This window comes from Massilia sp. YIM B02769 (genome assembly GCF_030411995.1).
Classification (GTDB): Bacteria; Pseudomonadota; Gammaproteobacteria; order Burkholderiales; family Burkholderiaceae_D; genus Telluria.
This window is the reverse complement of the sequence record NZ_JASNRC010000005.1, coordinates 335659-358515: the sequence shown is the minus strand read 5'-3', so window position 1 is coordinate 358515 and position 22857 is coordinate 335659. Positions and strand designations below refer to the sequence as shown.

General features: G+C 67.8%; 23 protein-coding genes and 1 pseudogene. 16 read left to right on the top strand and 8 right to left on the bottom strand.

What is annotated here, in order from left to right:
• Positions 1-4: 4 nt before the first annotated feature.
• The 7 genes from QPK31_RS10650 (at position 5) to QPK31_RS10620 (ending at position 7192) form a co-directional block, all read left to right on the top strand.
• Entirely contained in the window at positions 5-301 is a 297-nt protein-coding gene (locus QPK31_RS10650) for a DUF3144 domain-containing protein (RefSeq protein WP_290422909.1), read from the top strand.
• Between the two features lie 325 nt (positions 302-626).
• Positions 627-1835: an RtcB family protein gene (locus QPK31_RS10645; protein WP_290422908.1), complete on the top strand. Its 1209-nt coding sequence runs from the start codon at positions 627-629 to the stop codon at positions 1833-1835.
• Between the two features lie 7 nt (positions 1836-1842).
• Positions 1843-2913, top strand: a complete 1071-nt coding sequence (locus QPK31_RS10640) for an AAA family ATPase (protein WP_290422907.1) — start codon at positions 1843-1845, stop codon at positions 2911-2913.
• The gene (locus tag QPK31_RS10635) at positions 2910-4739 is read left to right on the top strand and encodes a VWA-like domain-containing protein (RefSeq protein WP_290422906.1); all 1830 of its coding nucleotides are present in this window, start codon (positions 2910-2912) and stop codon (positions 4737-4739) included. The genes QPK31_RS10640 and QPK31_RS10635 overlap by 4 nt, the downstream gene beginning before the upstream one ends.
• Before the next feature lie 108 nt (positions 4740-4847).
• On the top strand, positions 4848-5207 hold the full coding sequence (locus tag QPK31_RS10630) for a hypothetical protein (RefSeq protein WP_290422905.1): 360 nt from the start codon (positions 4848-4850) through the stop codon (positions 5205-5207).
• Between the two features lie 34 nt (positions 5208-5241).
• A complete protein-coding gene (locus tag QPK31_RS10625; protein WP_290422904.1) occupies positions 5242-5673 on the top strand; it encodes a DoxX family protein in 432 nt (143 codons plus the stop codon).
• An 82-nt stretch (positions 5674-5755) separates the two neighbouring features.
• A complete protein-coding gene (locus QPK31_RS10620; RefSeq protein ID WP_290422903.1) occupies positions 5756-7192 on the top strand; it encodes a catalase in 1437 nt (478 codons plus the stop codon).
• Between the two features lie 77 nt (positions 7193-7269).
• Here QPK31_RS10620 and QPK31_RS10615 read toward each other — a convergent pair whose 3' ends face one another.
• From QPK31_RS10615 to QPK31_RS10590, 6 genes are all read right to left on the bottom strand, one after another.
• On the bottom strand, positions 7270-8109 hold the full coding sequence (locus tag QPK31_RS10615) for an alpha/beta fold hydrolase (protein ID WP_290422902.1): 840 nt from the start codon (positions 8107-8109) through the stop codon (positions 7270-7272).
• A gap of 255 nt (positions 8110-8364) precedes the next feature.
• The gene (locus tag QPK31_RS10610; RefSeq protein ID WP_290422901.1) at positions 8365-9021 is read right to left on the bottom strand and encodes a response regulator transcription factor; all 657 of its coding nucleotides are present in this window, start codon (positions 9019-9021) and stop codon (positions 8365-8367) included.
• Entirely contained in the window at positions 9011-9868 is an 858-nt protein-coding gene (locus QPK31_RS10605) for a sensor histidine kinase (protein WP_290422900.1), read from the bottom strand. Before QPK31_RS10605 ends, QPK31_RS10610 begins: the two co-directional genes overlap by 11 nt.
• 247 nt (positions 9869-10115) lie before the next feature.
• The gene (locus tag QPK31_RS10600) at positions 10116-11987 is read right to left on the bottom strand and encodes an amidohydrolase (RefSeq protein ID WP_290422899.1); all 1872 of its coding nucleotides are present in this window, start codon (positions 11985-11987) and stop codon (positions 10116-10118) included.
• Between the two features lie 15 nt (positions 11988-12002).
• On the bottom strand, positions 12003-12629 hold the full coding sequence (locus QPK31_RS10595; protein ID WP_290422898.1) for a response regulator transcription factor: 627 nt from the start codon (positions 12627-12629) through the stop codon (positions 12003-12005).
• Positions 12630-12751: 122 nt separating this feature from the next.
• Positions 12752-13717 (bottom strand): alpha/beta fold hydrolase, encoded by a 966-nt coding sequence (locus QPK31_RS10590; RefSeq protein ID WP_290422897.1) that lies wholly within the window; start codon positions 13715-13717, stop codon positions 12752-12754.
• 213 nt (positions 13718-13930) lie between these two features.
• On the opposite strand from QPK31_RS10590, the gene QPK31_RS10585 reads away from it, so the two are divergent.
• The 4 genes from QPK31_RS10585 (at position 13931) to QPK31_RS10570 (ending at position 16406) form a co-directional block, all read left to right on the top strand.
• Entirely contained in the window at positions 13931-14635 is a 705-nt protein-coding gene (locus QPK31_RS10585) for a YoaK family protein (RefSeq protein WP_290422896.1), read from the top strand.
• Positions 14636-14680: 45 nt separating this feature from the next.
• Entirely contained in the window at positions 14681-15367 is a 687-nt protein-coding gene (locus QPK31_RS10580; protein WP_290422895.1) for a hydrolase, read from the top strand.
• Positions 15368-15448: 81 nt separating this feature from the next.
• Positions 15449-15724 carry a XapX domain-containing protein gene (locus QPK31_RS10575; protein ID WP_290422894.1) on the top strand — a complete coding sequence of 92 codons (276 nt, stop codon included), beginning with the start codon at positions 15449-15451 and terminating at the stop codon, positions 15722-15724.
• 19 nt (positions 15725-15743) lie between these two features.
• Complete coding sequence (locus QPK31_RS10570) at positions 15744-16406, top strand: response regulator transcription factor (RefSeq protein WP_290422893.1); 663 nt, start codon at positions 15744-15746, stop codon at positions 16404-16406.
• Position 16407: 1 nt separating this feature from the next.
• Here the strand turns inward: QPK31_RS10570 and QPK31_RS10565 are convergent, their stop codons facing one another.
• The gene (locus QPK31_RS10565) at positions 16408-17046 is read right to left on the bottom strand and encodes an NAD(P)-dependent oxidoreductase (protein WP_290422892.1); all 639 of its coding nucleotides are present in this window, start codon (positions 17044-17046) and stop codon (positions 16408-16410) included.
• 131 nt (positions 17047-17177) lie between these two features.
• Between QPK31_RS10565 and QPK31_RS10560 the strand changes: the two genes are divergently transcribed.
• Positions 17178-18098: a LysR family transcriptional regulator gene (locus tag QPK31_RS10560; protein ID WP_290422891.1), complete on the top strand. Its 921-nt coding sequence runs from the start codon at positions 17178-17180 to the stop codon at positions 18096-18098.
• Position 18099: 1 nt separating this feature from the next.
• Here the strand turns inward: QPK31_RS10560 and QPK31_RS10555 are convergent, their stop codons facing one another.
• On the bottom strand, positions 18100-19173 hold the full coding sequence (locus QPK31_RS10555) for a porin (protein ID WP_290422890.1): 1074 nt from the start codon (positions 19171-19173) through the stop codon (positions 18100-18102).
• Positions 19174-19487: 314 nt separating this feature from the next.
• On the opposite strand from QPK31_RS10555, the gene QPK31_RS10550 reads away from it, so the two are divergent.
• From QPK31_RS10550 to QPK31_RS10535, 4 genes and pseudogenes are all read left to right on the top strand, one after another.
• Entirely contained in the window at positions 19488-19910 is a 423-nt protein-coding gene (locus tag QPK31_RS10550; protein ID WP_290422889.1) for a DoxX family protein, read from the top strand.
• Positions 19911-19939: 29 nt separating this feature from the next.
• A complete protein-coding gene (locus QPK31_RS10545; RefSeq protein WP_290422888.1) occupies positions 19940-20323 on the top strand; it encodes an OsmC family protein in 384 nt (127 codons plus the stop codon).
• A gap of 115 nt (positions 20324-20438) precedes the next feature.
• Complete coding sequence (locus QPK31_RS10540) at positions 20439-22226, top strand: amidohydrolase (RefSeq protein ID WP_290422887.1); 1788 nt, start codon at positions 20439-20441, stop codon at positions 22224-22226.
• 34 nt (positions 22227-22260) lie between these two features.
• Positions 22261-22855 (top strand): annotated as a pseudogene (locus tag QPK31_RS10535) (TMEM175 family protein).
• Positions 22856-22857 lie beyond the last annotated feature (2 nt).

Genomic DNA, 22857 nt, shown 5'->3' with positions numbered 1-22857 from the left:
CATCATGAGCAACAACATCCCCGGCCCGGAGTTCTGGCAGCGTGTCGACGCTGTCGTCAACGTCGCCAACGACCAGTGCGACGCGGCCACCGCGAACGAAGTCGCGGCCTCGACACTGTTCGCCGCCGCCCGCTTCAACGCCTTCCTGCTGGCAAAAGGCACGGGCAACGCCGACAACATGAAGGGCGAGCGGGAAGAAGCGCTGGAATACTTCATGGCCCAGTTCCGCGGCATGATGAGCGCCAACCTCGACGATTTCATCGCCAACTTCGATACATACATCCAGCCCGATCCGCAATAAGGGCTGTGTATTTCACACAACAGTTTCAATGATGACAATCATGAAAGCTTGACATCATTGGGCGGGCGGATTCAGAATCACAGCTCATCATTCGATTAACCGATTTACAAGGAAAGGAACGGGCATGCCACGTACGGCTATCAACCTAGCGCAGCGCACAGCGCAGCACAGATAGCCCCCAGCGCATGGCGCTCGGGGCAGGCACTCATGCCGCTCCGAGCCGGACCTTCCCTGAACCCCGGCGAGGAAACTTGCCGGGGTTTTGCTTTATGCGGACGCGCGTTCGCAGGCAGGCCTCCGGCATGACTACCCATCAAGGAAAGTTATGCCCATCGTTACCACCATGCACAAGGCGCGCGTCCCTGTGCACATCTACACCGACGACATCGACCACGCGGCCCTGCAGCAATTGCTGAACGTGGCCAGCCTGCCTGTCGTCCATCCCCACGTCGCTGCCATGCCCGACGTCCACGCCGGCATCGGCGCCACTGTCGGCAGCGTGATCCCCACGCGCGGCGCGGTCATCCCGGCCGCCGTCGGCGTCGACATCGGCTGCGGCATGAACGCCGTGCGCACCACGCTCACGGCCAGCCAGCTGCCCGACAACCTGGCGCGCCTGCGCTCGGCCATCGAAGCGGCGGTGCCGGTCGGTCTCGGCCAGCACGACTGGGACAAGGTGCGCGGCTCCAGCCATGCGCGCGCCGGCCGCCCGCTGAACGACCGCCTCGACCGCATCGTCGCGAAGCACGGCGGCATCATGAAAATGCAGCGCAAGTTCGTGCAGACCTGGATCTGCCAGCTCGGCACCCTGGGCGGCGGCAACCACTTCGTCGAAGTCTGCATCGATGAGGAAGAGCGCGTCTGGATCATGCTGCACTCCGGCTCGCGCGGCATCGGCAACGTGATCGGCCGCTACTTCATCGCGGCGGCGCAGAAGGACATGCGGCGCCACCAAGTGAACCTGCCGGACCGCGACCTGGCCTACTTCAGCGAAGGCTCGACCCTGTTCGACGACTACGTGGAAGCGGTCGACTGGGCCCAGGACTACGCGCTGCTGAACCGCAGCGAGATGATGCGCCGCGCGCTCGAGGCCCTGGCGCGCCACGTGCCGCCATTCCGCCTGGACGGCGAAGCGATCAACTGCCATCACAACTACGTGGCGCGCGAGACCCACGGCGGCGAGCGCCTGTACGTGACGCGCAAGGGCGCGATCTCGGCACGCGAAGGGGAGCTGGGCATCATCCCGGGCAGCATGGGCGCGCGCAGCTACGTTGTGCGCGGCAAGGGCAACCCGGACGCGTTCTGCTCGTGCTCGCACGGCGCCGGACGGCGCATGAGCCGCAGCGAAGCCAAGCGCAGCTTCGACCGCTTCGACCTGGCCGCCCAGACCGAAGGCATCGAGTGCCGCAAGGATGCCGGCGTGGTCGACGAGATCCCCGCCGCCTACAAGGACATCGAACAGGTGATGGCGCACCAGACCGACCTGGTCGAGGTGGTGCACACGCTGCGCCAGGTCATCTGCATCAAAGGATAAGAACAACATGCAAACCGCAATCGAACTCAATCAGCAGCAGGCCATCGACTTTCTCCTGCACGTGGCCATCGTGCGTCCGGTCTTCATCTGGGGACCGCCGGGCATCGGCAAGAGCGCCCTGGTGCAGCGCTTCGCCGACTCGGTCGGCATGGAGTGCGTGTCGCTGCTCGGCAGCCAGCTCGCGCCCGAAGACCTGCTCGGCATCCCGCGCATCGACGGAGAATGCTCGCGCTTCTACCCGCCGGCCGCGATCGTGCGCACGGCGCCGTTCGTGCTCTTCCTCGACGAACTGAACGCCTCCTCGCACGAGATCCAGAAAGCGTTTTATTCGCTGATCCTGGAGCAGCGCATTGGCGAATACCGCCTGCCGCAGGGCACCGTTGTGATCGGCGCCGGCAACCGCGCGAAGGACGCGGCCATCGTCAAGCCGATGCCGTCGGCGCTGGTCAACCGCATGTCCCACATCCACCTGCGCGCCGACCATCGCCAGTGGCTGGGCTGGGCGGCGCAGGAAGGCGGCATCCACCCCTGGGTGCTGGAATACATCGGCACGCGGCCCGACCACTTGTGGAGCGAGCCGCCCAAGCACGAGGAACCGTTCTCGACGCCGCGCAGCTGGCACATGCTGTCGGACGCCCTGCATTCCTTCGGCGACGGCGTGGAGGAAGAGATGGTCGAGGCGCTGGCCTACGGCCTGCTGACGCCGGCCCACGCCGGCCACTTCAAGGGCTACCTGAAGCAGGTGCACCAGAAGCACGCCCTGCACGCGATCCTGAAGGGCGACGCGCCCTGGCCATCGGACCCGGCCAACCGCGACGTGCTGTACTTCCTGGCGCAGTCCTTCCGCGCCCACCTGCGCAAGGAACTGCCGGCCGACGACGCCTCGGTGCGCCCGCACCACCAGGCGCTGGCGCTGCGCGCCAAGGACATGCTGCGCGACCTGGCCCGCATCAGCGTCGAGATCGCGCAGTCGGTGATGAGCGAGGACGAGGCGGGCGGGCGCCTGCCGGCCTGGTTCCTGGTCGAGGTGGCGCGCGACCTGCCGCGCCTGGCCGGACGCGACAAGGTGCGGGCATGAGCCGCAGCGCAAGCCGCGCTGGCCGCAACGCGCGCGCCAAGCCCGGCGCCATCGCCGTCCAGGCCCGCCACGAAGGCTGGGCGCTGGTCCAGGCGCACCCGGTGTTCGGCCACGTCGCCGCGGAAGTGGACAGGTATGCCGACAGCGACGCGCGCCATGTGGCGGAAGAGGGCTGGGCGGCGATCTCGCCCCAGGGCACGCTGTGGGCCCACGCCAGCCGCCAGGCCAGCGCGGGCGAATGGGCGCGCATGTTCGGCATCCTGCTCGCCTGTCTCGGCTTCGGCCTGGTGCGGCGCCAGGAGCCGCGCGAACTGTGGGAAATCGCCAGCTTCCTGGTGGCTGACCGCTTCTGCGACGAGCTGCGCCTGGGCACGCTGCCGACCGCGCTGCACTACCCGGAGCACCCCTTGCCGGCGGGCGGCGCCGAAGGGCTGCTGCGCCAGTTCTGCGTCGACGGTTGCCCGCCCGCCCTGCGTGCCTGGCATGGACAGCTCGCGCAGGGCGGCGCGCTGTTCTGCGAACTCGACGCGGCGCCGCCGTCTTGGCGCAAACCCGTCAACTGGCGCGAGCGCCTGGCCGACGGCATCGCCCAGGGTGTCGGCCGGGCGCTGGCGGTGGCCTCGGGCGCGGACGGCCCGGGCGCCGGCCCGGTCACGCGTGCCGGGCGTGCGCGCCGGCGCCTGATCGACCATTATCCGCTGCTCGGCGCCCTGGCCGCCAGCTTCGACCTCGACGAAGACCCGCGCTCCTGCCAGCGCTACGAGGTGCAGGTGGCCGCCATCGACGTCGGCATCCGCCGCATCTGGATGAACCCGGCCGCGCCGCTGGATGACGACGAGTGCCTGTTCGTGTTCGCGCACGAGCTGCTGCACGCGGGCCTGAACCACGCGTCGCGGTGCCAGGGCCGCGACGCGCTGCTGTGGAATATCGCCTGCGACTTCGCGATCAATGGCTGGCTGGTGGACATGCGCATCGGCGTGCCGCCTGCGATGGGGCTGCTGCACGACGCCGGCCTGGCCGGCCAGTCGGCCGAAGAGATCTACGACCGCCTGGCCACCGACATGCGCCGCGCGCGCAAGCTGGCCACGCTGCGTGGACCGGGCGCGCCCGACCTGATCGGCAGCGACGAGGGCAGCATCTTCGTCGACGCCGAAACCTATTGCCGGCGCGCGCTGGCGCAGGGCTTCGAGCGCTTCACCACGGTGGCCGGGCGCAGCACCGTGCCGGCCGGCCTGGCCGAGGAAATCCGCAGCCTGAGCCAGCCGCCGATCCCCTGGGACGTGCGGCTGGCGCACTGGTTCGACGAACGTTTTCCGCCGCCGGAGCGGCGCCGCAGCTATGCGCGGCCGTCGCGCCGCCAGTCGGCCACGCCCGACATCCCGCGACCGTCGACAGTGCGGCCGGACGAGGAATCGCGCGCCAGCCGCGTGTTCGGCGTTGTGCTCGATACCTCCGGCTCGATGGACGCGGCCATCCTCGGCAAGGCGCTGGGCTCGATTGCCAGCTATGCGCTGGCGCGCGAAGTCGCGGCCGTGCGCCTGGTTTGCTGCGACGCGGCCGCCTATGACATCGGCTGGGTCGAGCCGGAACGCCTGCTGGAGCGCTTTCGCGTGCAAGGGCGCGGCGGCACCGTGCTGCAGCCGGGGTTCGACTGCCTGCGCGAGCTGGCCGCGCGCGGCGCGTTTCCGCGTGCCGGCCCGATCCTGGTGATCACCGATGGCGAGTGCGAGAGCAAGCTGGCCACGGCGATGGACCATGCCTACCTGCTGCCGCAGGGCCGGCGCCTGCCCTTCCGCGCGCAGGGCGAGGTGTTCCACGTGGCTTGAGCGGTAAAACCTGCCTTCCGGCAGGGGGCAGGCATGCTTGCTGTCCGTATGCTGGAACCGGACGCCAATTTGCGCGTCCAACATCCAAGAACAGCCCGGACCGCGACCATGCATGCCTGCCTCCACCCGCCAGATGGCGCCGACTTCGCTGCCGACGAGCCGATCGAGGTGGCGCGCATCCGCTTGTGGAATCCTTCCAGCGCCACCGCCTTGCTTGGCGAGTTCTACAGCGCCGACCGCGTGCTGGCGCGCTGGGGCAGCCTGCACGATGGGCGGCCGGTCGGCTTCGAAGTGACCTTCCACGACGGCTACGTGGTCAGCGGCAGCCATGCCTTTTTCCGCAAGGGCAAGCGGCGCTGCCTGCTGGCCACCCACGTGCGGCGCCTGCTGGAACGGGCCGCCAGCCAGGCCGACGCCGGCATTCCGGTCCCGAGGCCCGACCTGTCGCGCTATGCGATTCCCGCCTGAGCCGCCTATCCCAACCCATCCACCACGAGCGATCATGCATCAACGCCTGGCCCACGCCATCCCCACCCAGCGCCAACAAAGCCGCACGCATCCTTTGTACTGGTGCTTCCTCCTGCTGCTGTGCGCCGCCTACATCCAGGGCGGACTGACGAAAGCTGTCGACTTCCCGGCGGCGCTGGCCGAGATGCACCACTTCGGCCTGGCGCCCGAACGGCCGCTGGCGCTGCTCACCATCGCCGGCGAACTCGGCGCCTCGCTGCTGATCTTGTGCGGCGTGCTGCGCTGGGCCGGGGCGCTGTACCTGGCGCTGTTCACCTTTGCCGCGAACTTCGTCGCCAACCGTTTCTGGGAAATGGCCGAGCCCGCGCGCACGATGGCGGCAAACGGCTTCTTCGAGCACCTGGGCCTGGTCGGCGCCTTCCTGATCGTGGCCTGGGTCGATGTCAAAGGCCGGCCACGAGGCTGACTTGTCGACTGGTCTTTCGGCCGGTGGCAAGCCGGCGGCGGCGTTATACGCTGCCCCGGTTCCAACCACTGAAAGAAGACCAATGAAAAACCTTACCACCGCCGCCGGCGCACCCGTTGCCGACAACCAGAACGTGCAGACCGCCGGCCCGCGCGGACCGATGCTGCTGCAGGATGTCTGGTTCATCGAAAAGCTGGCCCATTTCGACCGTGAGGTCATTCCCGAGCGCCGTATGCATGCGAAGGGCGCGGGCGCCTGGGGCAGCTTCACCGTCACCCACGACATTAGCGCCTATACCAGGGCGCGCTTCTTCGGCGAGGTCGGCAAGACCACGCCGATGTTCGTGCGCTTCTCGACCGTCGCCGGCGAGCGCGGCGCCGCCGACGCCGAACGCGACATCCGCGGCTTCGCCATGAAGTTCTATACCGAAGAAGGCAACTGGGACCTGGTCGGCAACAACACGCCGGTCTTCTTCATGCGCGACCCGCTGAAGTTTCCCGACCTGAACCACGCCATCAAGCGCGACCCGCGCACCGGCCTGCGCAACCCCGACAGCAACTGGGACTTCTGGACCCTGCTGCCCGAAGCCCTGCACCAGGTCACCATCCTGATGAGCGAACGCGGCCTGCCGCGCAGCCACCGCCACATGCACGGCTTCGGCAGCCACACCTACAGCTTCATCAACGCCGCCAACGAGCGCCACTGGGTGAAATTCACCTTCAAGACCGCGCAAGGGATCGAGAATCTGAGCGACGCCGAAGCCCGGGACCTGATCGGCCGCGACCGCGAAAGCGCGCAGCGCGACTTGTACGAGGCCATCGAGGCCGGCCAGTTCCCGCGCTGGACCATGTACGTGCAGGTGATGCCGGAAGCCGACGCCGCGCGCTACCACATCAACCCGTTCGACTTGACGAAAGTCTGGCCGCATGCGGATTATCCGCTGCACGAAGTCGGCGTGATGGAGCTGAACCGCAATCCCGATAATTACTTCGCCGAGGTCGAGCAGGCTGCCTTCAACCCGGCCAACATCGTGCCGGGCATCGGCTTCTCGCCCGACCGCATGCTGCAGGGCCGCCTGTTCTCGTACGGCGACGCGCAGCGCTACCGGCTGGGCGTGAACCATCACCAGATCCCGGTGAACGCGCCGCAGTGTCCCTTCCACAGCTATCACCGCGACGGCGCGATGCGGGTCGACGGCAACATGGGTGGCGCCACGCCGTACGAGCCGAACAGCCATGGGGAATGGCGGGAGCAGCGCGACTTCCGCGAGCCGCCGCTGACGCTGGAGGGCGCGGCCGACCACTGGAACCACCGCGTCGACGACGATTATTATTCGCAGCCGCGCGCCTTGTTCCGCTTGATGACGCCGCAGCAGCAGATGGTCCTGTTCGAGAATACGGCGCGCGCCATGCGTGGAGTGAGGGCGGAGATCAAGGCGCGCCACGTGGCCAACTGCGCCAGGGCCGACGAGGCCTACGGCGCCGGCGTGCAGGCGGCGTTCGAGCGTCTGGGAGAGTAATCGAGAAAGGAGGGGAAGGATGGGAGGGAGGAGCGTAAGCCCCTCCCTTTTTTGCGGCCCCTCCCGTTACCGCGGAATCAGCCGCGCAGGAAGGCCAGCAGCTCGGCGTTCAGCTTGTCCTTGTGGGTCAGCGGCAGGCCGTGGCCGGCGCCTTCGTAGACCGACAGGCGGCCTTGCGGCAGCAGCTCGACGGCGCGGCGCGCGGTGGTGGCGATCGGGACGATCTGGTCGTCGTCGCCGTGGACCACCAGGGTCGGCACCGTCATCTTCTTCAGGTCTTCGCTGAAGTCGGTTTCCGAGAACTGCTTGATGCAGGCATAGGCGCTCTTGATGCTGCATTGCAGGCCCTGGCGCAGGAAGGACTGGCGCATGCCTTCCGATACCTTGGCGCCATCGCGGTTGAAGCCGAAGAAAGGCATGGTCAGGTCGAGGAAGAACTGGGCACGGTCGGCCTGCACGCCGGCGCGGATGCCGTCGAACACCTCCATCGGCACGCCCTCCGGGTTGTTCGGCGAGACCATCATCTGCGGCGTCACGGCGCCCACCAGCACGGCCTTGGCCACGCGGCCGGTGCCATGGCGGCCGATGTAGCGCGCGACTTCGCCGCCGCCGGTCGAGTGGCCGACCAGGGTGGCGCCGGTCAGGTCGAGGGTGTCGAGCACGGTCGCCAGGTCGTCGGCGTAGGTGTCCATGTCGTTGCCGTGCCAGGGCTGGCTCGAGCGGCCGTGGCCGCGGCGGTCGTGGGCGATCACGCGGTAGCCGTGGTTGGCCAGGAACAGCATCTGGTCTTCCCAGGCGTCCCCGGAGAGCGGCCAGCCGTGGCTGAAGACCACCGGCGCGCCGTGGCCCCAATCGGCGATGTGGATGCGGGTGCCGTCGCGGGCGGTGACGGAATCGATGGTGCGGGTGGCGGTCATGATGGTGTCCTTTCAGGTGGTGGGTGCGCCGCGCGAACCGCGGCGTCCGGGTCATTCTGAAGGTCTTGCCTGCGGCGGAATAGCTATACGATGGGATAGCTAGGATGGGTGGGTTGATGGCTGGGATGGTGGGTTCGAGAACCCACCCTACATCCGATGACGGGTGGATGGGTTGATGGCTGGGATGGTGGGTTCGAGAACCCACCCTACATCCGATGACGCGTAGGGTGGGTTCTCGAACCCACCAGCTACCCATCAAAGGCTGATGTATCCGCGCTTCACGGCCAGCGTGACGGCATGGGTACGGTCCCCGGCACCCAGCTTCACCAGGATCGTGCTCATGTGCGTCTTGACCGTCGGCTCGCTGATGCTGAGCACCTCGCCGATCACGCGGTTCGAGTTGCCGTTGGCGGCCAGACGCAGTACCTCGAGTTCGCGCGCCGACAAGGCATCCGCGCGGTGGTGGTTGTCGACGTCGCGCTGGACCATGGGTGCGATCACGCTGGCGCCGCGGTAGACATTGCGCACCGCCTGGGCCAGCGCAGCGCCGGAGGCGTCCTTCAGCAGGTAGGCCGCGGCGCCCGCCTTCAGGGCCGCCACCACGCGCGCGTCCCCGCTGTAGGTGGTGAGCACCACGATGCGCGCATCGGGATGCAATGCCCGGATGCCGATGATCGCTTCCAGCCCATCCTTGACCGGCATCTGCAGGTCGACCAGCGACACGTCGGGCCGGTGGCGCGCGAAGTCGGCGATCGCCTCGGCGCCGTTGGCGGCGGTACAGACGATCTCGATGCCGCCCTGGGCCAGCAGGGCGGCGCTGATCCCTTCGCGCATCATCGGATGGTCGTCGGCCACCATCACGCGGATGGGCATGGTCGAGGGAGTGGTCATGTCGATGTCGTCAGGTGGCATAGGCGTTGATTGGTGCCGGCCGGGCGCTTGCCGCCGGCCGGCGCATCGGCATGCGCACGCGGAAGCACACGCCATGCGGCGCGACGGGTTCGAACCAGAGCTGGCCGCCATGCGCGCGCACGATGGCGGCGCTGATCGCCAGCCCCAGGCCGCGGGTCTGTTCCGGATGCTTGCCGGGTCGATTATCGGCGCTGCCGGCCAGGCTGGCAACCACCCGCGCCTGGCAGGCCGGCGCGATGCCCGGACCGTTGTCCGTGACGGCGATCTCGACCTCGTCGCCGCGGCGCAGGGTCTCGAGGCGGATGCGCGGCGCCTGTGCCTGCGGCCGGGCGGCCAGCGCCTCGATCGCGTTCACCAGCAGGTTGGTGACGACCTGCTGCAGCTGCACCCGGTTGGCATCGATGGCGATGTTGTCCAGACCGTAGACGCTGTCGATGGCGATGCCGTGCCTGCGCAGCGGCCAGCAGAGCGTGCCCTGCGCCGCACGCACGGCCGTGTCGACGGTGACGCGCGCGGTTTCCAGGCCTTCGCCGGCGGCCTGGCGCTGCAGGCCGCGCACGATGTCGCCCGCCTGGCGGCCCGCACCGGCAATCAGCGCCAGCGATTCGAGCGCGCGGTCGATGTCGGGTTCGGCGCGGCTCAGCCATTTGCGGGCGGCCGCCGCATGCAGGGCGATCGCGGCCAGCGGCTGGTTGACCTCGTGGGCGATGGCCTGGTGCAGCCTGTCGGAGGCGGCGCCCGGGCAGGGCGCGTGGCAGGTGGCGCAGGCCCTGCCGCAGCCACGGTGCGCGGCCAGCTGGCGCAGGACCGAAGGAGACTTGGGGGGAGGTTTCAGGATCAGGTTCATGGATCGGCTCTCATCCGTTCGTTCAGTGCATCGCGGGCGGTGCCGCGACGTCCGAGCCATTATGCTGCCCTGCAGCGTGAAACCTTTCATACGATAGTCGTACCGATTTCACAAAATCTGTATGGACAGGTAGGGTGGACCGGGCCACGAGAGGCGGGTCCCCCGTCCACGCGTCCAACTAGCCCAAGCATATCCACGGTGCATACAGGAGTTGGAAGCGTGGTCGGCCGAGCCATCCACCCTACACTTAAAACGCGAAGCAGCTGCAGCCGAACGCGCCCCAGAAGCCCTGGTAGTCCGACACCGGCACGGTCGAGCGCCGTGCGCGGTCGTGGCCATGCCCATGCACGCCGCATGCGCCCGCGCACTGGTGCGCCAGCTGGGCCACCGGCTGCGGCGCTGCGGCGCGGTAGTGGCCGGCCACCTTGTTCACCGGCGACCACTCCGGCAGCACCGGGATCGGCGGCGGCGCGATCGACGAGAACTCGGCCTGCCCATACACCACCTTGCCGCCGACCACCGTCAGCACCGACTCGATCGCCTTGATGTCGTCTTCCGGCACGCGGAAGAAGTCGCTTGAAAGCACCGCCAGGTCGGCCAGCATGCCGGCGCGGATTCGCCCCTTCTTGCCTTGCTCGCTCGAGAACCAGGCGCTGCCGCTGGTCCACAGCTCCAGCGCCGTGTCGCGCGACAGGCGCTGCCCGGCGTCGTACAGGCGCATGCCACCCACGGTGCGCCCCGACACCAGCCAGTAGAGCGCGGTCCACGGGTTGTAGCTGGCCACGCGAGTGGCGTCGGTGCCGCCGCCCACCGGCACGCCCATCTCCAGCATGCGCGCCACCGGCGGCGTGGCCTTGGCTGCCTCGGCGCCGTAGCGCTCCACAAAAAACTCGCCCTGGAACGCCATGCGGTGCTGGATCGCGATGCCGCCGCCCAGGGCGCGCACGCGTTCGATGTTGTGCGGGCTGATGGTCTCGGCGTGGTCGAAGAACCAGGACAGGCCGGCAAACGGGATGTCGCGGTTCACCTTCTCGAACACGTCGAGCATGCGCGAGATCGATTCGTCGTAGGTGGCGTGCAGGCGGAATGGCCAGCGCTGCTCTACCAGATGGCGCACCACTTTTTCCAGCTCGTCTTCCATCCCTTCGGGCAGGTCGGGGCGCGGCTGCAGGAAGTCTTCGAAGTCGGCCGCCGAGAACACCAGCATTTCGCCGGCGCCGTTATGGCGATAAAAGTCGCTGCCGTCGCCAGGCTTGATCATGCCGGTCCATTTTTCGAAATCGCCCAGCTCCTTGCCCTTGTTCTGGGTGAACAGGTTGTAGGCGATGCGGATGGTCAGCTGCCCGGCGCGCGCCAGCTCGTCGATGACGGCATAGTCCTCGGGGTAGTTCTGGAAGCCGCCGCCGGCATCGATGGCGCTGGTCACGCCCAGGCGGTTCAGTTCGCGCATGAACTGGCGGGTGGAGTTCACCTGCAAATCGTGCGGCAGGGTCGGGCCCTTGGCCAGGGTGGCGTACAGGATCATCGCGTTCGGCCGTGCGATCAGCATGCCGGTCGGATTGCCGTCGGCATCGCGCACGATCTCGCCGCCCGGCGGGTTCGGGGTGTTGCGGTCGTAGCCGACGGCGCGCAGGGCGGCGCGGTTCAGCAGGGCGCGGTCGTACAGGTGCAGCACGAACACCGGGGTGTCGGGCGCGGCGCAGTTGATTTCCTCGATGGTCGGCATGCGCTTTTCGGCGAACTGGAATTCGTTCCAGCCGCCGACCACGCGTACCCACTGCGGGTTCGGCGTGCGGTCGGCCTGGGTTTTCAGCATGCGCAGCGCGTCGCTAAGGGAAGGCACGCCTTCCCAGCGCAATTCGAGGTTGTAATTCAGGCCGCCGCGGATCAGGTGCAGGTGCGAGTCGTTCAGGCCGGGGATCACCGTGCGACCGTTCAGGTCGATGACCTGGCTGCCGGGCGCGCGGTGGCGCATGACGTCGTCCGTGTCGCCCACGGCGAGGAAGGTGCCGTCCTGAATGGCCACCGCGCTGGCCTGGCGATTTTCGCGGTCGACGGTATGGAAGCAGCCGTTGAAAAGGATGAGAGGGGCCGAGGGTGCCGGGGCCGTTGAAGTCATGGGTGCTCCTTGGGTTCAGTAGGTGGGCAGCAGGCCGCGCCGCTGGGCGACGCTGGCCGCTTCGGTGCGCGAGGCAACGTTGAGTTTCGCGAGGATGTTGTTGATGTGGTACTTGACGGTGCCGACGCCGATGCCGGCGTCGCGCGCGATCAGCTTGTTGCTCTTGCCGGCGCTGAGGTGGGCCAGGATGTCGAGCTCGCGCACCGACAGGGCGCTGGCGGGAATCCGCCCGGCGAGCTTCGCGGCCAGCTGGGGCGGCAGGTAGCGCCGCCGCGCCATCGCCTGGCGCAGGCAATGCACGATCTCCTCGAAGGCCGACTGCTTCAGCAGGTAGCCGCAGGCGCCGGCCGCCAGGGCACGGTGCACGTCTTCGTCGCCGTCGAAGGTTGTCAGCACCACGATGCGCGCGTCGGGATGGCGCGTGCGGATGCGCGCGATCGCGTCCAGGCCGCCGCCCGGCATGTTGAGGTCGACCAGCAGCACGTCCGGGCGCAGGCGCTCGTACTGCGCCACCGCGCCGTCGGCGTCGACCGCCTGCCCGAGCAGGGCCAGGCCGGTTTCGGCCTCGATCAGGGCGGCGATGCCGGCGAGGATCAGGGGATGGTCGTCGGCGACGACCAGCGAGATGGTGGGCTGCTCCATGGCGTGGCTCCTGAGGCTGGCGAAAAAAAGGGCCGGCGCGAGCGCGCCAGCCCCTCGATTGTCGGCGTGCGCCGGCCGCCGCACCAGTTATACGAAAGGATAGGCCGACGCAGCTAGCAACCTTAGGCCTTGATGAAGGCGAGCAGGTCGGCGTTCAGGCGCGCCTTGTGCGTGGTCGGCAGGCCGTGCGGCGCGCCTTCGTACACCAGCAGGCTGCCGCGCTTGAGCAGCTTGGCGGCGGCGCGGCCGGAGGCGTCGATCGGCACGATCTGGTCGTCGTCGCCGTGCACGACCAAGGTCGGCACGTCGATCTTCTTCAGGTCGGCCGTGAAGTCGGTCTCCGAGAACTGCTTGATGCAGTCGTAGGCGTTCTTGATCCCGCACTGCATGCCCTGGTTGCGGAAGGTGTCGCGCACGCCCTGCGACGGCTTGGCGCCGGCGCGGTTGTAGCCGTAGAACGGAATCGTCAGGTCCATGAAGAACTGGGCGCGGTCTTCCAGCACGCCCTTGCGGATGCCGTCGAACACGTCCATCGGCAGGCCGTTCGGGTTGGTCGGCGACTTCACCATCTGCGGCGGCACGGCGCCCACCAGCACGGCCTTGGCCACGCGCGCGTTGCCGTGGCGGCCGATGTAGCGGGCCACTTCTCCGCCACCGGTCGAGTGGCCGACCAGCACCGCGTTCTTCAGGTCCAGGTGATTCATCAGGGCGGCCAGGTCGTCGGCATAGGTGTCCATGTCGTTGCCGCTCCACGGCTGGCTCGACAGGCCATGGCCGCGGCGGTCGTGGGCGATCACGCGGTAGCCGTGCGAGGCCAGGAAGAACATCTGGTCTTCCCAGGCGTCGCCCTGCAGCGGCCAGCCATGGCTGAAGACGACAGGCTGGCCGCTGCCCCAGTCCTTGTAGTGGATGACGGTGCCGTCGGCAACCGTCAGGTAGTGGCCGGCGCGGCCCCCCGGCTGCACCGGGGCGGAGGGTTTTGCACCGGCGGCGGCTGCGGCGCTGCCGGCCGCAGCCAGGCCCGCGCCGGCAGCAGCGGTGGCGACGCCGGTCAGCAGCGAGCGGCGCGAGAGGGAATTGTTCGACATGGTGGTCCTTTCAGGATAGGTGGTCTGCGCTGGATGGCAGTGACTGGCAGTGTAGGGACGGGCGCCCTGGCCGGCACTGGCCGAAAGACCGGGTCCGGAGCCAACTGGCCAAATGGGAGGGGTCGGGCGCCATGGGCAGGCTTAGGATGCTTCCACGTTGCGGTGGCCTGGGGTGCCCTCAATGCCCCAGCACCGCACGTTGAAGGAGAAACGATGAGCGACACCAAACACATCCAGCGCCAGGGCATGGCGCTGGGATTTTTTGCCGGCTATGTCGATACGCTCGGTTTCCTGGCCCTGTTCGGCCTGTTCACAGCCCACGTGACCGGCAACTTCATCCTGATCGGCGCGGCCCTGGCCGACCCGTCGCGCAGCTCGGTGCTGCTGAAGTTCCTCGCTTTCCCGGCCTTTATCGCCGGCGTGGCGGCGGGGCGCATCCTGGTGCTGCTGGTCGAGCGGCGCCAGGCACTGGCCCTGCGGCCGGCGCTGCTGCTGGAGCTGGTCCTGCTGCTGGGCTTCATGGGATTCGGCATCGCGGCCACCCCGGTCGGGGGCGAAGCCGGTCCGCTGGCCATGACCTCGGGCCTGCTCGGTGCAGCCGCGATGGGTGCGCACAGCGCCATCAGCCGCCTGCTGCTGGGCCACCTGGCGCCGACCTCGATGATGACCGGGAACGTGACGCAAATCGTGATCGACGCCGTCGACCTGCTGCGCGGCGCCGATGACCCGGGCCTGAAGGCGCGCTTCGCCAAGGTGCTGTGGCCGCTGCTGTCGTTCGCCATCGGCTGCATCGCGGCGGCATTCGGCTACCTCTGGTTCGGCTTCGCCGCGCTGGCGCTGCCGGTGCTGATCCTGGTCGGCCTGCTGGTATCCGAACGGCCGCAGCAGCTGGCGCAAGCCCAGCCCACCATTTCCTAACCGCGGCGCCGGGCGCCGCATCAATCAACCACAGAAGGTGACAACATGAGCAATCCAAAACTCGACGTCCTGACCCCGCAAAACTGCCAGCTGATCTTCATCGACCAGCAGCCGCAAATGGCCTTCGGCGTGCAGTCGATGGACCGCCAGACCCTGAAGAACAACACCGTCGGCCTGGCCAAGGCCGCCAAGGTGTTCGGCATCCCGACCACCATCACCACCGTCGAAACCGAAAGCTTCTCGGGCCACACCTACCCGGAACTGCTGGACGTGTTCCCGGGCCAGCCGATCCTGGAACGCACCTCGATGAACTCCTGGGACGACCAGAAGGTACGCGACGCCCTGAAGGCCAACGGCCGCAGGAAGGTGATCGTGTCTGGCCTGTGGACCGAAGTGTGCAACACCACCTTCGCCCTGTGCGCCATGCTGGAAGGCGACTACGAGATCTACATGGTGGCCGACGCCTCGGGCGGCACCACCAAGGAAGCCCACGACTTCGCCATGCAGCGCATGATCCAGGCCGGCGTGATCCCGGTCACCTGGCAGCAGGTGCTGCTGGAGTGGCAGCGCGACTGGGCGCACCGCGATACCTACAACGCCGTGATGGACATCGTGCGCGAGCACTCGGGTGCGTACGGCATGGGCGTCGACTACGCCTACACCATGGTGCACAAGGCGCCGCAGCGCATCAGCGGCAGCCACGAGACCCTGGCGCCGGTGCCGGCAAAATAAGGCAGGGCGTGCATTGACGACGGAGGCAGGCAAGCGGCGACGCGCCGCATGCCTGCCCCTTTCTTATTTGTCGAGGGACCCATGAAGATCTACATCGTATCGCTGGCCGCCGGCATCCTGGTCGGCCTGATCTACGCGCTGCTGCAGGTACGTTCGCCGGCGCCGCCGGCCATCGCCCTGGTCGGCCTGCTGGGCATGCTGATCGGCGAGCAGGCCGGGCCGGTCATCAGGAAGGCGCTGGCCAGGGAGCCGATCACGACCAGCTGGCTGCGTACCGAATGCGTGGCGAAAATCACCGGCGTCGAGGCCAGGCCGGGTGCTGCGCAAAACCGCGCTTCGGGCGACAATAGCGTCTGAACTGAACCGGGAGGCGGGCATGGACATGGCAGAACAGATGGCGCAGGCAGCGAGTCCGGCCATCTACGTGGTCGACGACGACGACAGCGTGCGCGGCGCCGTGCTCGACCTCCTGCGCGCCGAAGGCCATGCCGCGCGCGGGTTTGCCGACGGCGCCGCGTTTGTGGCTGACTTTGTGGCGCAGGTGGGCGGCGAAGCGCCGTCCTGCCTGGTCTGCGACATGCACATGCCCGGCCTCGACGGCTTTGCCGTGGCCGCCGCCCTGGCGCGCGACGGCATCGATATCCCCGTCATCTTCATGACCGGCGTCGGCACGATACCCATGTCGGTGCGGGCAATGAAGGCCGGCGCGGTCGAATTCCTCACTAAGCCTCTTGTGCCCGATGCCTTGCTGCAGGCGGTGCGCGACGCACTCGCGCTGGACACGGCGCGCCTGGCCGGGCGCCGCGAACTGTTTGAATTGCGCCAGCGCCATGCCAGCCTGACCCCACGCGAACGCGAGACCATGCAGCTGGTGATCGGCGGCCTGCTCAACAAGCAGGTAGCCGACGCGTTGGGCGTGAGCGAGATCATGGCCAAGACCCACAAGCGCAAGGTGATGGAAAAGATGGCGGCGCGCTCGCTGCCGGACCTGGTGCGCGACGCCGAGCGGCTGCGGATCGAAAAGACGCGTAGTCGCTAGATTAGTAGCCGACCGTGAAGCGTGTGCGCGAGTGCGCGGGCTTTTCCAGTTCGTCGATCATCGCCACCGCATAATCTGCCAGCGAAATGCGACTGTTGCCGTCCGCGTCGGCCAGCAGGCTGGCGCTGCCGAGGCGGAAGCGGCCGGTGCGCTCGCCCGGATCGAGGTGGGCCGACGGCGCCAGCACCGTCCAGTCCAGTTCCGGTTCCTCGCGCAGGCGCGCCAGCGCCTGGCGTGCGCCTTCGGCCGTCGCCTTCCATTCGGCCGGAAAGGCGGGCGTATCGAGCAACTGCACGCCCGGCGCCACTTCCAGTCCGCCGGCGCCGCCCACCACCAGCAGGCGCGGCACGCCGGCGCGTTTGGTGGCCGCGACAATCGAGGCCATGCCCTGCAGGTAGTAGCCGAGCACGTCGCCCTGGGCATGCCCGCTGAAGGCGCTGATCACGGCATCGTGCCCACTCAGCTGGGCCGCCAGTTCGTCCTCGTCCGTCACGTCGGCGCCGACGGCGCACACACCATCCTGCGCCACCACCTTTTCCGGGTGTTTGACCAGGGCCGTGACGGCGTGGCCGCGCGCCAGCGCTTCCTGCAAGATGGCCGAGCCGACGTAGCCGGTGGCGCCGATGAGTGCGATCTTCATGTGTGTCCTTTCTGGTTGAGAGCAGGCGGCGATCGGCCTGCGATGAAGCGCATCATCACACGGCAGATTGAATAGAAAAACAGATCAATCCATAATTCACTTTTCCAGTTTTCTTAACGATGAGGTGAGCGATGGCACTGCCCGGACGGATCGATCTAAACGACCTGCTGGTATTCCAGGCCCTGGCCGAGACCGGGAGCTTCACGGCGGCGGCGCGGCGCCTCGGCGTGGCCACCGCCAAGGTCAGCGTCGAGATCGGCCGCCTGGAGGACAAGCTCGGCCTGGTCCTGTTCAGCCGCACCACGCGCCGGGTGGCGATGAGCGACGCCGGCCAGGCGCTGTACGAGGAATGCCGCCCGCTGCTGCAAGGGCTGGGCGAAGCGCTGGAGCGAGCGGGCGCCGGCAAGGACGAGCTGTCCGGGGCGCTGCGCATCAGCACCACGGTCGACCATGCCAGCCTGTCGCTGGCGCCCGCGCTTGCCGAATTCGCGCGCCTGCATCCGCATCTGTCCATCGATTTGCGCACCAGCGACCGCGTGCTCGACCTGGTCGAGGAGGGCATCGACCTCACCATCCGCCTGGGCTGGCTGCGCGATTCCTCGCAGCGGGCGGTGAAGCTGGCCGGCTTCGAACAATACCTGCTGGCGTCGCCCGCTTTCCTGGCCAGCTTACCGGCGCCGGCCAGCCCGCAGGACCTGGCCAGCGTCGACTGGATCGCCCTGACCCTCATGCCGACGCCGCTGACCTGGCGCTTCACCGGTCCCGGCGGTGCGGTGCAGACGGTGCACTTCAAGTCGCGCATCCGCGTCGATGCGCCGGGCGCGATGCGGGCGCTGGTCGAAAGCGGCGCAGGCATGTCGGTGCTCGATGCGTTCAGCGCCGCCGAGGGCATGCGGACCGGGCGCCTGGTGCGGCTGCTGCCGGAATGGTCGCTGCCGGATGCCGGGGTCCATGCCGTTTATCCTTCAGGGCGGCTGGTGCCGGGCAAGGTGCGCAGCTTCATCGATTTCTATCGCCTCTACCTGGCGCGGCCATCATCCGCAAAGGCTTGACTCAGAACGCGTGGCGCAGGCCGAGCGCGGCGCCTCTGGCGGTCGATCCAACAGGCGTCGTCACGCCATTGATCGCGAAATCGACCACGCCGCGCGCGTCGTTGTCGAGGTGGGTGTAGAAAGCGAACACCGTTGTCCGCTTCGACAGCGCGTAGTCGTAGCCGAGCGTCGCATGCACGGCGCCCGTGCCGCTGCCGGCGCGCACGAAGCCGACCTGTTCCCGCGTGAAGCCTTTACCGTCGCGCGCCCTGGCCACGCCCAGTTTCAGCGCGTGCGCGCCGAACTGCCGCGTCAGCGACACATAATAGGCACGCCGTTCCAGGTCGCCGCCGGCGGTTTCGTAATGCAGCTGCTCGGCCACCGCCGCCACCCGCATCGGCCCGAACTGCCAGGCCGCGCCGAGCTTGGTGGCGCGGTCGTTCAGCCCCGGCCCACGGTATGCGCGGTGGCGCTCGTGGGCCAGCGTGGCGTACAGCGGCCCCTTCTCGAAGACCAGCGCGCCCGAGCGCAAGGAAGGCCTGGCGCCGTTCGGCGGTGACTCCTCGTTGAAACCATGCGCCAGCCGCAGCGACACGCCGCGCCAGGCCGACGTCCAGTAGTGCAGGCTGTTCTGCTGGCGGCGGTCGAAGGAGCTGGTGTCGCTGACGTTGTTCGCGCTGGCCGCAGAGCCGTTGCCGATAATGCTCATGTAGCCGGCCGTGGTCGGGTAGAAGGGATCGAGGCCGGCGGTGGCGCCGTTGTAGGGCGTGGTCCAGTTGCCGGCGAAGAGCGTGCCCCAGCGGCCCTGGATGCCGACGCGGGTATCGCGCGCGGCCACGGCGCCGGCGCCTGTATCCGGCGACAGCGTGCCTTCGACCTGGAACAGCACACGCAAGCCATCTGCCAGTTCCTCGCTGCCGCGCACGCCGAACACCGAGCGGTAATTCGACAGGCGCGTGCCGGCCTCGCCGCCATGCACGCGCACGGCTTCGAGGCCCAGGTTCAGGCGGCCATACAGTTGCAGGTTGTCGGCCTGGGCGAGACAAGGGGCAGATACCAGGCCGAGGAGGGCGGTGCGGAGGATCGTCGCTTTCATGGGCATAAAGGTCAGTTGGAAGCGCCCGATGTTAGCAAGCGCCCGTCAACCTGAACCCCGCCCTTTGGCAAGGGACGCCGGCCACGCCGCCGCCGATAATCAGCCATCGAAAAATTCGACGATAGGCCGCCAAACTACTCGTTTTTCATCCCTTGGCGATCCGTCCATAATGCTTTTCATGCAAAGCGACAGGGGCGAATCCCTGCCGCAGCTGGCCGGGCCCCATGGGCTGCCGCGTTCGATGAAATCGATAGACGGACGCCACAGCGGTCGCAACAAACATCCATCCAACCTCTACCTGAAGGAGAACGATCATGAACACCACCAAACTCTACCCGATCGGCCGCGCATTCGCAGGCGTCCTCTTCCTCGTCTCCGGCATCGGCAAGGTGATCGGTTTCGCCGGCGTCGCCGCCTGGATGAACAGCGCCGGACTGCCGGCCGCCGGCGTGCTGCTGGTGCTGACGATCCTGCTCGAGATCGGCGGCGGCCTGGCCATGGTCACTGGCTTCCAGGCGCGCATTGCGGCGCTCGCGCTGGCCCTGTTCCTGGTGCCCGTGACCCTGGTCTTCCACGGCTTCTGGCTGGCCGATGCGGCGTCGTTCCAGAACCAGCTGAACCACTTCCTGAAAAACCTGTCGATCCTGGGTGGCATGCTGGTCATCTTTGCCATTGAAAGCGAACGCCAGGCCGTGCGCCAGACCGGCGGCGCAATCCTGCGCACCCAGGCAGCCTGAATCATCAACGGATAACAAGGAGGCGCATCATGGAAGTCACGACCCACCGCGGCACCGGCCCGCTGCAGCAAGTCATCGAGATCGGGCCGCACCGGCTCCTCACCGACGCCCCGGTCGACGCCGGCGGCGAAGCGAGCGGCCCGGCCCCGCACGACCTGCTGGCGGCTGCGCTGGCAGCCTGCACCACGCTGACGGTGAACCTGTACGCGAAACGCAAAGGCTGGAAGCTGGACGACGTGCTGGTCTCGGTGCAGCACGGCCAGGAAGGCGCGGCCTATGGCTTCCAGCGCAGCATCCGCCTGCTCGGAGACCTGAGCGGGGAAGAGCGCGAGCGCCTGCTCGACATCGCCAACAAGTGCCCCGTGCACAAGACGCTGTCCGGCCAGATTGCCATCCGCACCGTCCTGGCATGACCATCGGCCGCCCCCGGCAAAAAGGCAGGGGACGGCACATTCGCCCACTGCTATCGTGAGCTTATCCGGCGCGGCCTTTGCAGCTGCCGCCCACGCAACCGACGAAAGACCCGCCATGAAACCTTCCACCGCACCCCAACGCGCGCTGCTGCTCACCAGCCTGGCCGCCGCCATGTTCGCGTCAAGCCTGGCCTACGCCCAGGCCGACCTGATCCTCACCAATGGCAAGGTCGCCACCATGGCGCGCGAAGGCGAATTCGTGCAGGCGCTCGCCGTCAAGGACGGCAAGGTGCTGGCCACCGGCAGCAATGCCGAGGTGCTGAAGCTGAAAACGCCCACCACCCAGCTGGTCGACGCCGGCGGGCGAACCGTGATCCCAGGCCTGAACGATTCGCACCTGCACGTGATCCGCGAGGGCTTGAACTACAACATGGAGCTGCGCTGGGACGGCGTCACCTCGCTCAAGCGCGCATTGCAGATGCTGAAGGAGCAGGCCGCACGCACGCCGGAAGGCGAATGGGTGAAGGTGGTCGGCGGCTGGAACGAATACCAGTTCGAAGAAAAGCGCCTGCCGACGCTGGAAGAGATGAATGCCGCCGTGCCCGATCGTCCGGTGTTCATCCTCTACCTGTACGGCCTCGGCTTCCTGAACCAGAAAGGCATCGCCACCCTCGGCTACGACAAGGACACCAAGTTCAAGGATGGCGTGGTCGAACTCGATGCGGCCGGCAAGCCGACCGGCAAACTCATCGCCAAGCCGAATGCCCTGATCCTGTACTCGACCCTGGCCAGGACGAATAAGCTCAGCCGCGCCGACCAGGTCAACTCCACGCTGCACTTCTACCGCGAACTGAACCGCCTGGGCGTGACCAGCGCCATCGACGCCGGCGGCGGCTTCCAGAACTACCCCGACGACTACGGCGTGACCCTGGAGCTGGCGCGCGCGGGCAAGCTCACCGTGCGCACCTCCTACTATTTGTTCGCCCAGCGCGCCGGCAAGGAGCTGGAAGACTTCGGGCGCTGGCTGACCATGACCCACCCGAAGAAGAACGACCACATGTTCTACCCGAACGGCTTCTCGGCCGAGGGCGGCGGCGAGAACCTGGTGGCCAGCGCGGCCGACTTCGAGAACTTCCTCGAGCCGCGGCCCGACCTGCCGGAGTCGATGGAAGGCGAACTCGAAGCGGTGGTCAGCCTGCTGGTGAAGAACCGCTGGCCCTTCCGCCTGCATGCCACCTACGGCGAAAGCATCGACCGCGACCTGGCCGTGATCGAAAAGGTGAATGCGAAAACGCCGCTGAACGGCCTGCGTTTCATCGTCGACCACGGCGAGACCATCACCGACGTCCAGCTCGCGCGCATCAAGAAGCTCGGCGGCGGCGTGGCCGTGCAGGACCGCATGCACTTCCAGGGCGAAGCCTACTGGAAGCGCTACGGCGCGCAGACGCGGCAAATGCCGCCGATCCGCAAGATGCTGGACATGAAGGTGCCGGTCGGCCTGGGCACCGACGGCACGCGGGTATCGAGCTACAACCCCTGGCCCTCGGTCTACTGGGCCGTGACCGGCAAGACGGCCGGCGGCATGCGGATCTGGCAGGACAAGGACGTGCCGAGCCGCTTCGAGGCGCTGCAGCTGATGACGACCGGCTCGGCCTGGATGAGCGGCGAAGAGACGGCCAAGGGCAAGCTGCAGCCGGGCCAGTACGCCGACTTCATCGTGCTGCCGCAGGATTACTTCAGCGTCGATGCCGAGAAAATCAAGCGCATGGAAAGCCTGCTGACGGTCGTGAACGGCAAGGTGGTGTACGGCGCCGGCGAGTATGCGCCGCTGGCCCCAAGCCTGCCCGCGGTGTCGCCGGCCTGGAGTCCGGTGGCGACGTACGGCGGCTACCAGAACCGCTGAGCCAAACCTGGCCATTCTCAGGGTGTGGGGAAGCATGGGCAAGAACCGGCTCGAAGCCTTCAGCGATGGCGTCATCGCGATCATCCTCACCATCATGGTGCTGGAACTCGAGGTGCCGCACGGCGCTTCGCTGGCAGCCCTGGAACCGGCGCTGCCGACCCTGTTCGGCTATGCGCTCAGCTTCGTCTACGTCGGCATCTACTGGAACAACCACCACCACCTGTTCCAGGCCGTGCGCGGCATCAGCGGCGGCGTGCTGTGGCTGAACCTGCACCTGCTGTTCTGGCTGTCGCTGCTGCCCTTCGTGACCGCGTGGATGGGCGAGGCCGGCGTGTCCACGGTGCCGGTCGCGGCGTATGGGGTGGTGCTGTTCATGTGCGCCGTGGCCTATGCCATCCTCGAACACCGGCTGGCCAGCCTGCATGGTGCGAATGCCGGCCTGGCGCGCCATCGGCGCCGACCGCAAGGGCTGGCTGTCGCTGCTGCTGTACGGCTGCGGGATCGGGCTTGGCTTCGTGCATGCCGCGCTGGGGCTGGCGGTGTACGTCATCGTCGCCATGGTCTGGTTCATCCCCGACCGGCGCATCGAACGCAGCATCGCGCAAGCGGCGGAGGGCGCCGGCCAGTGATG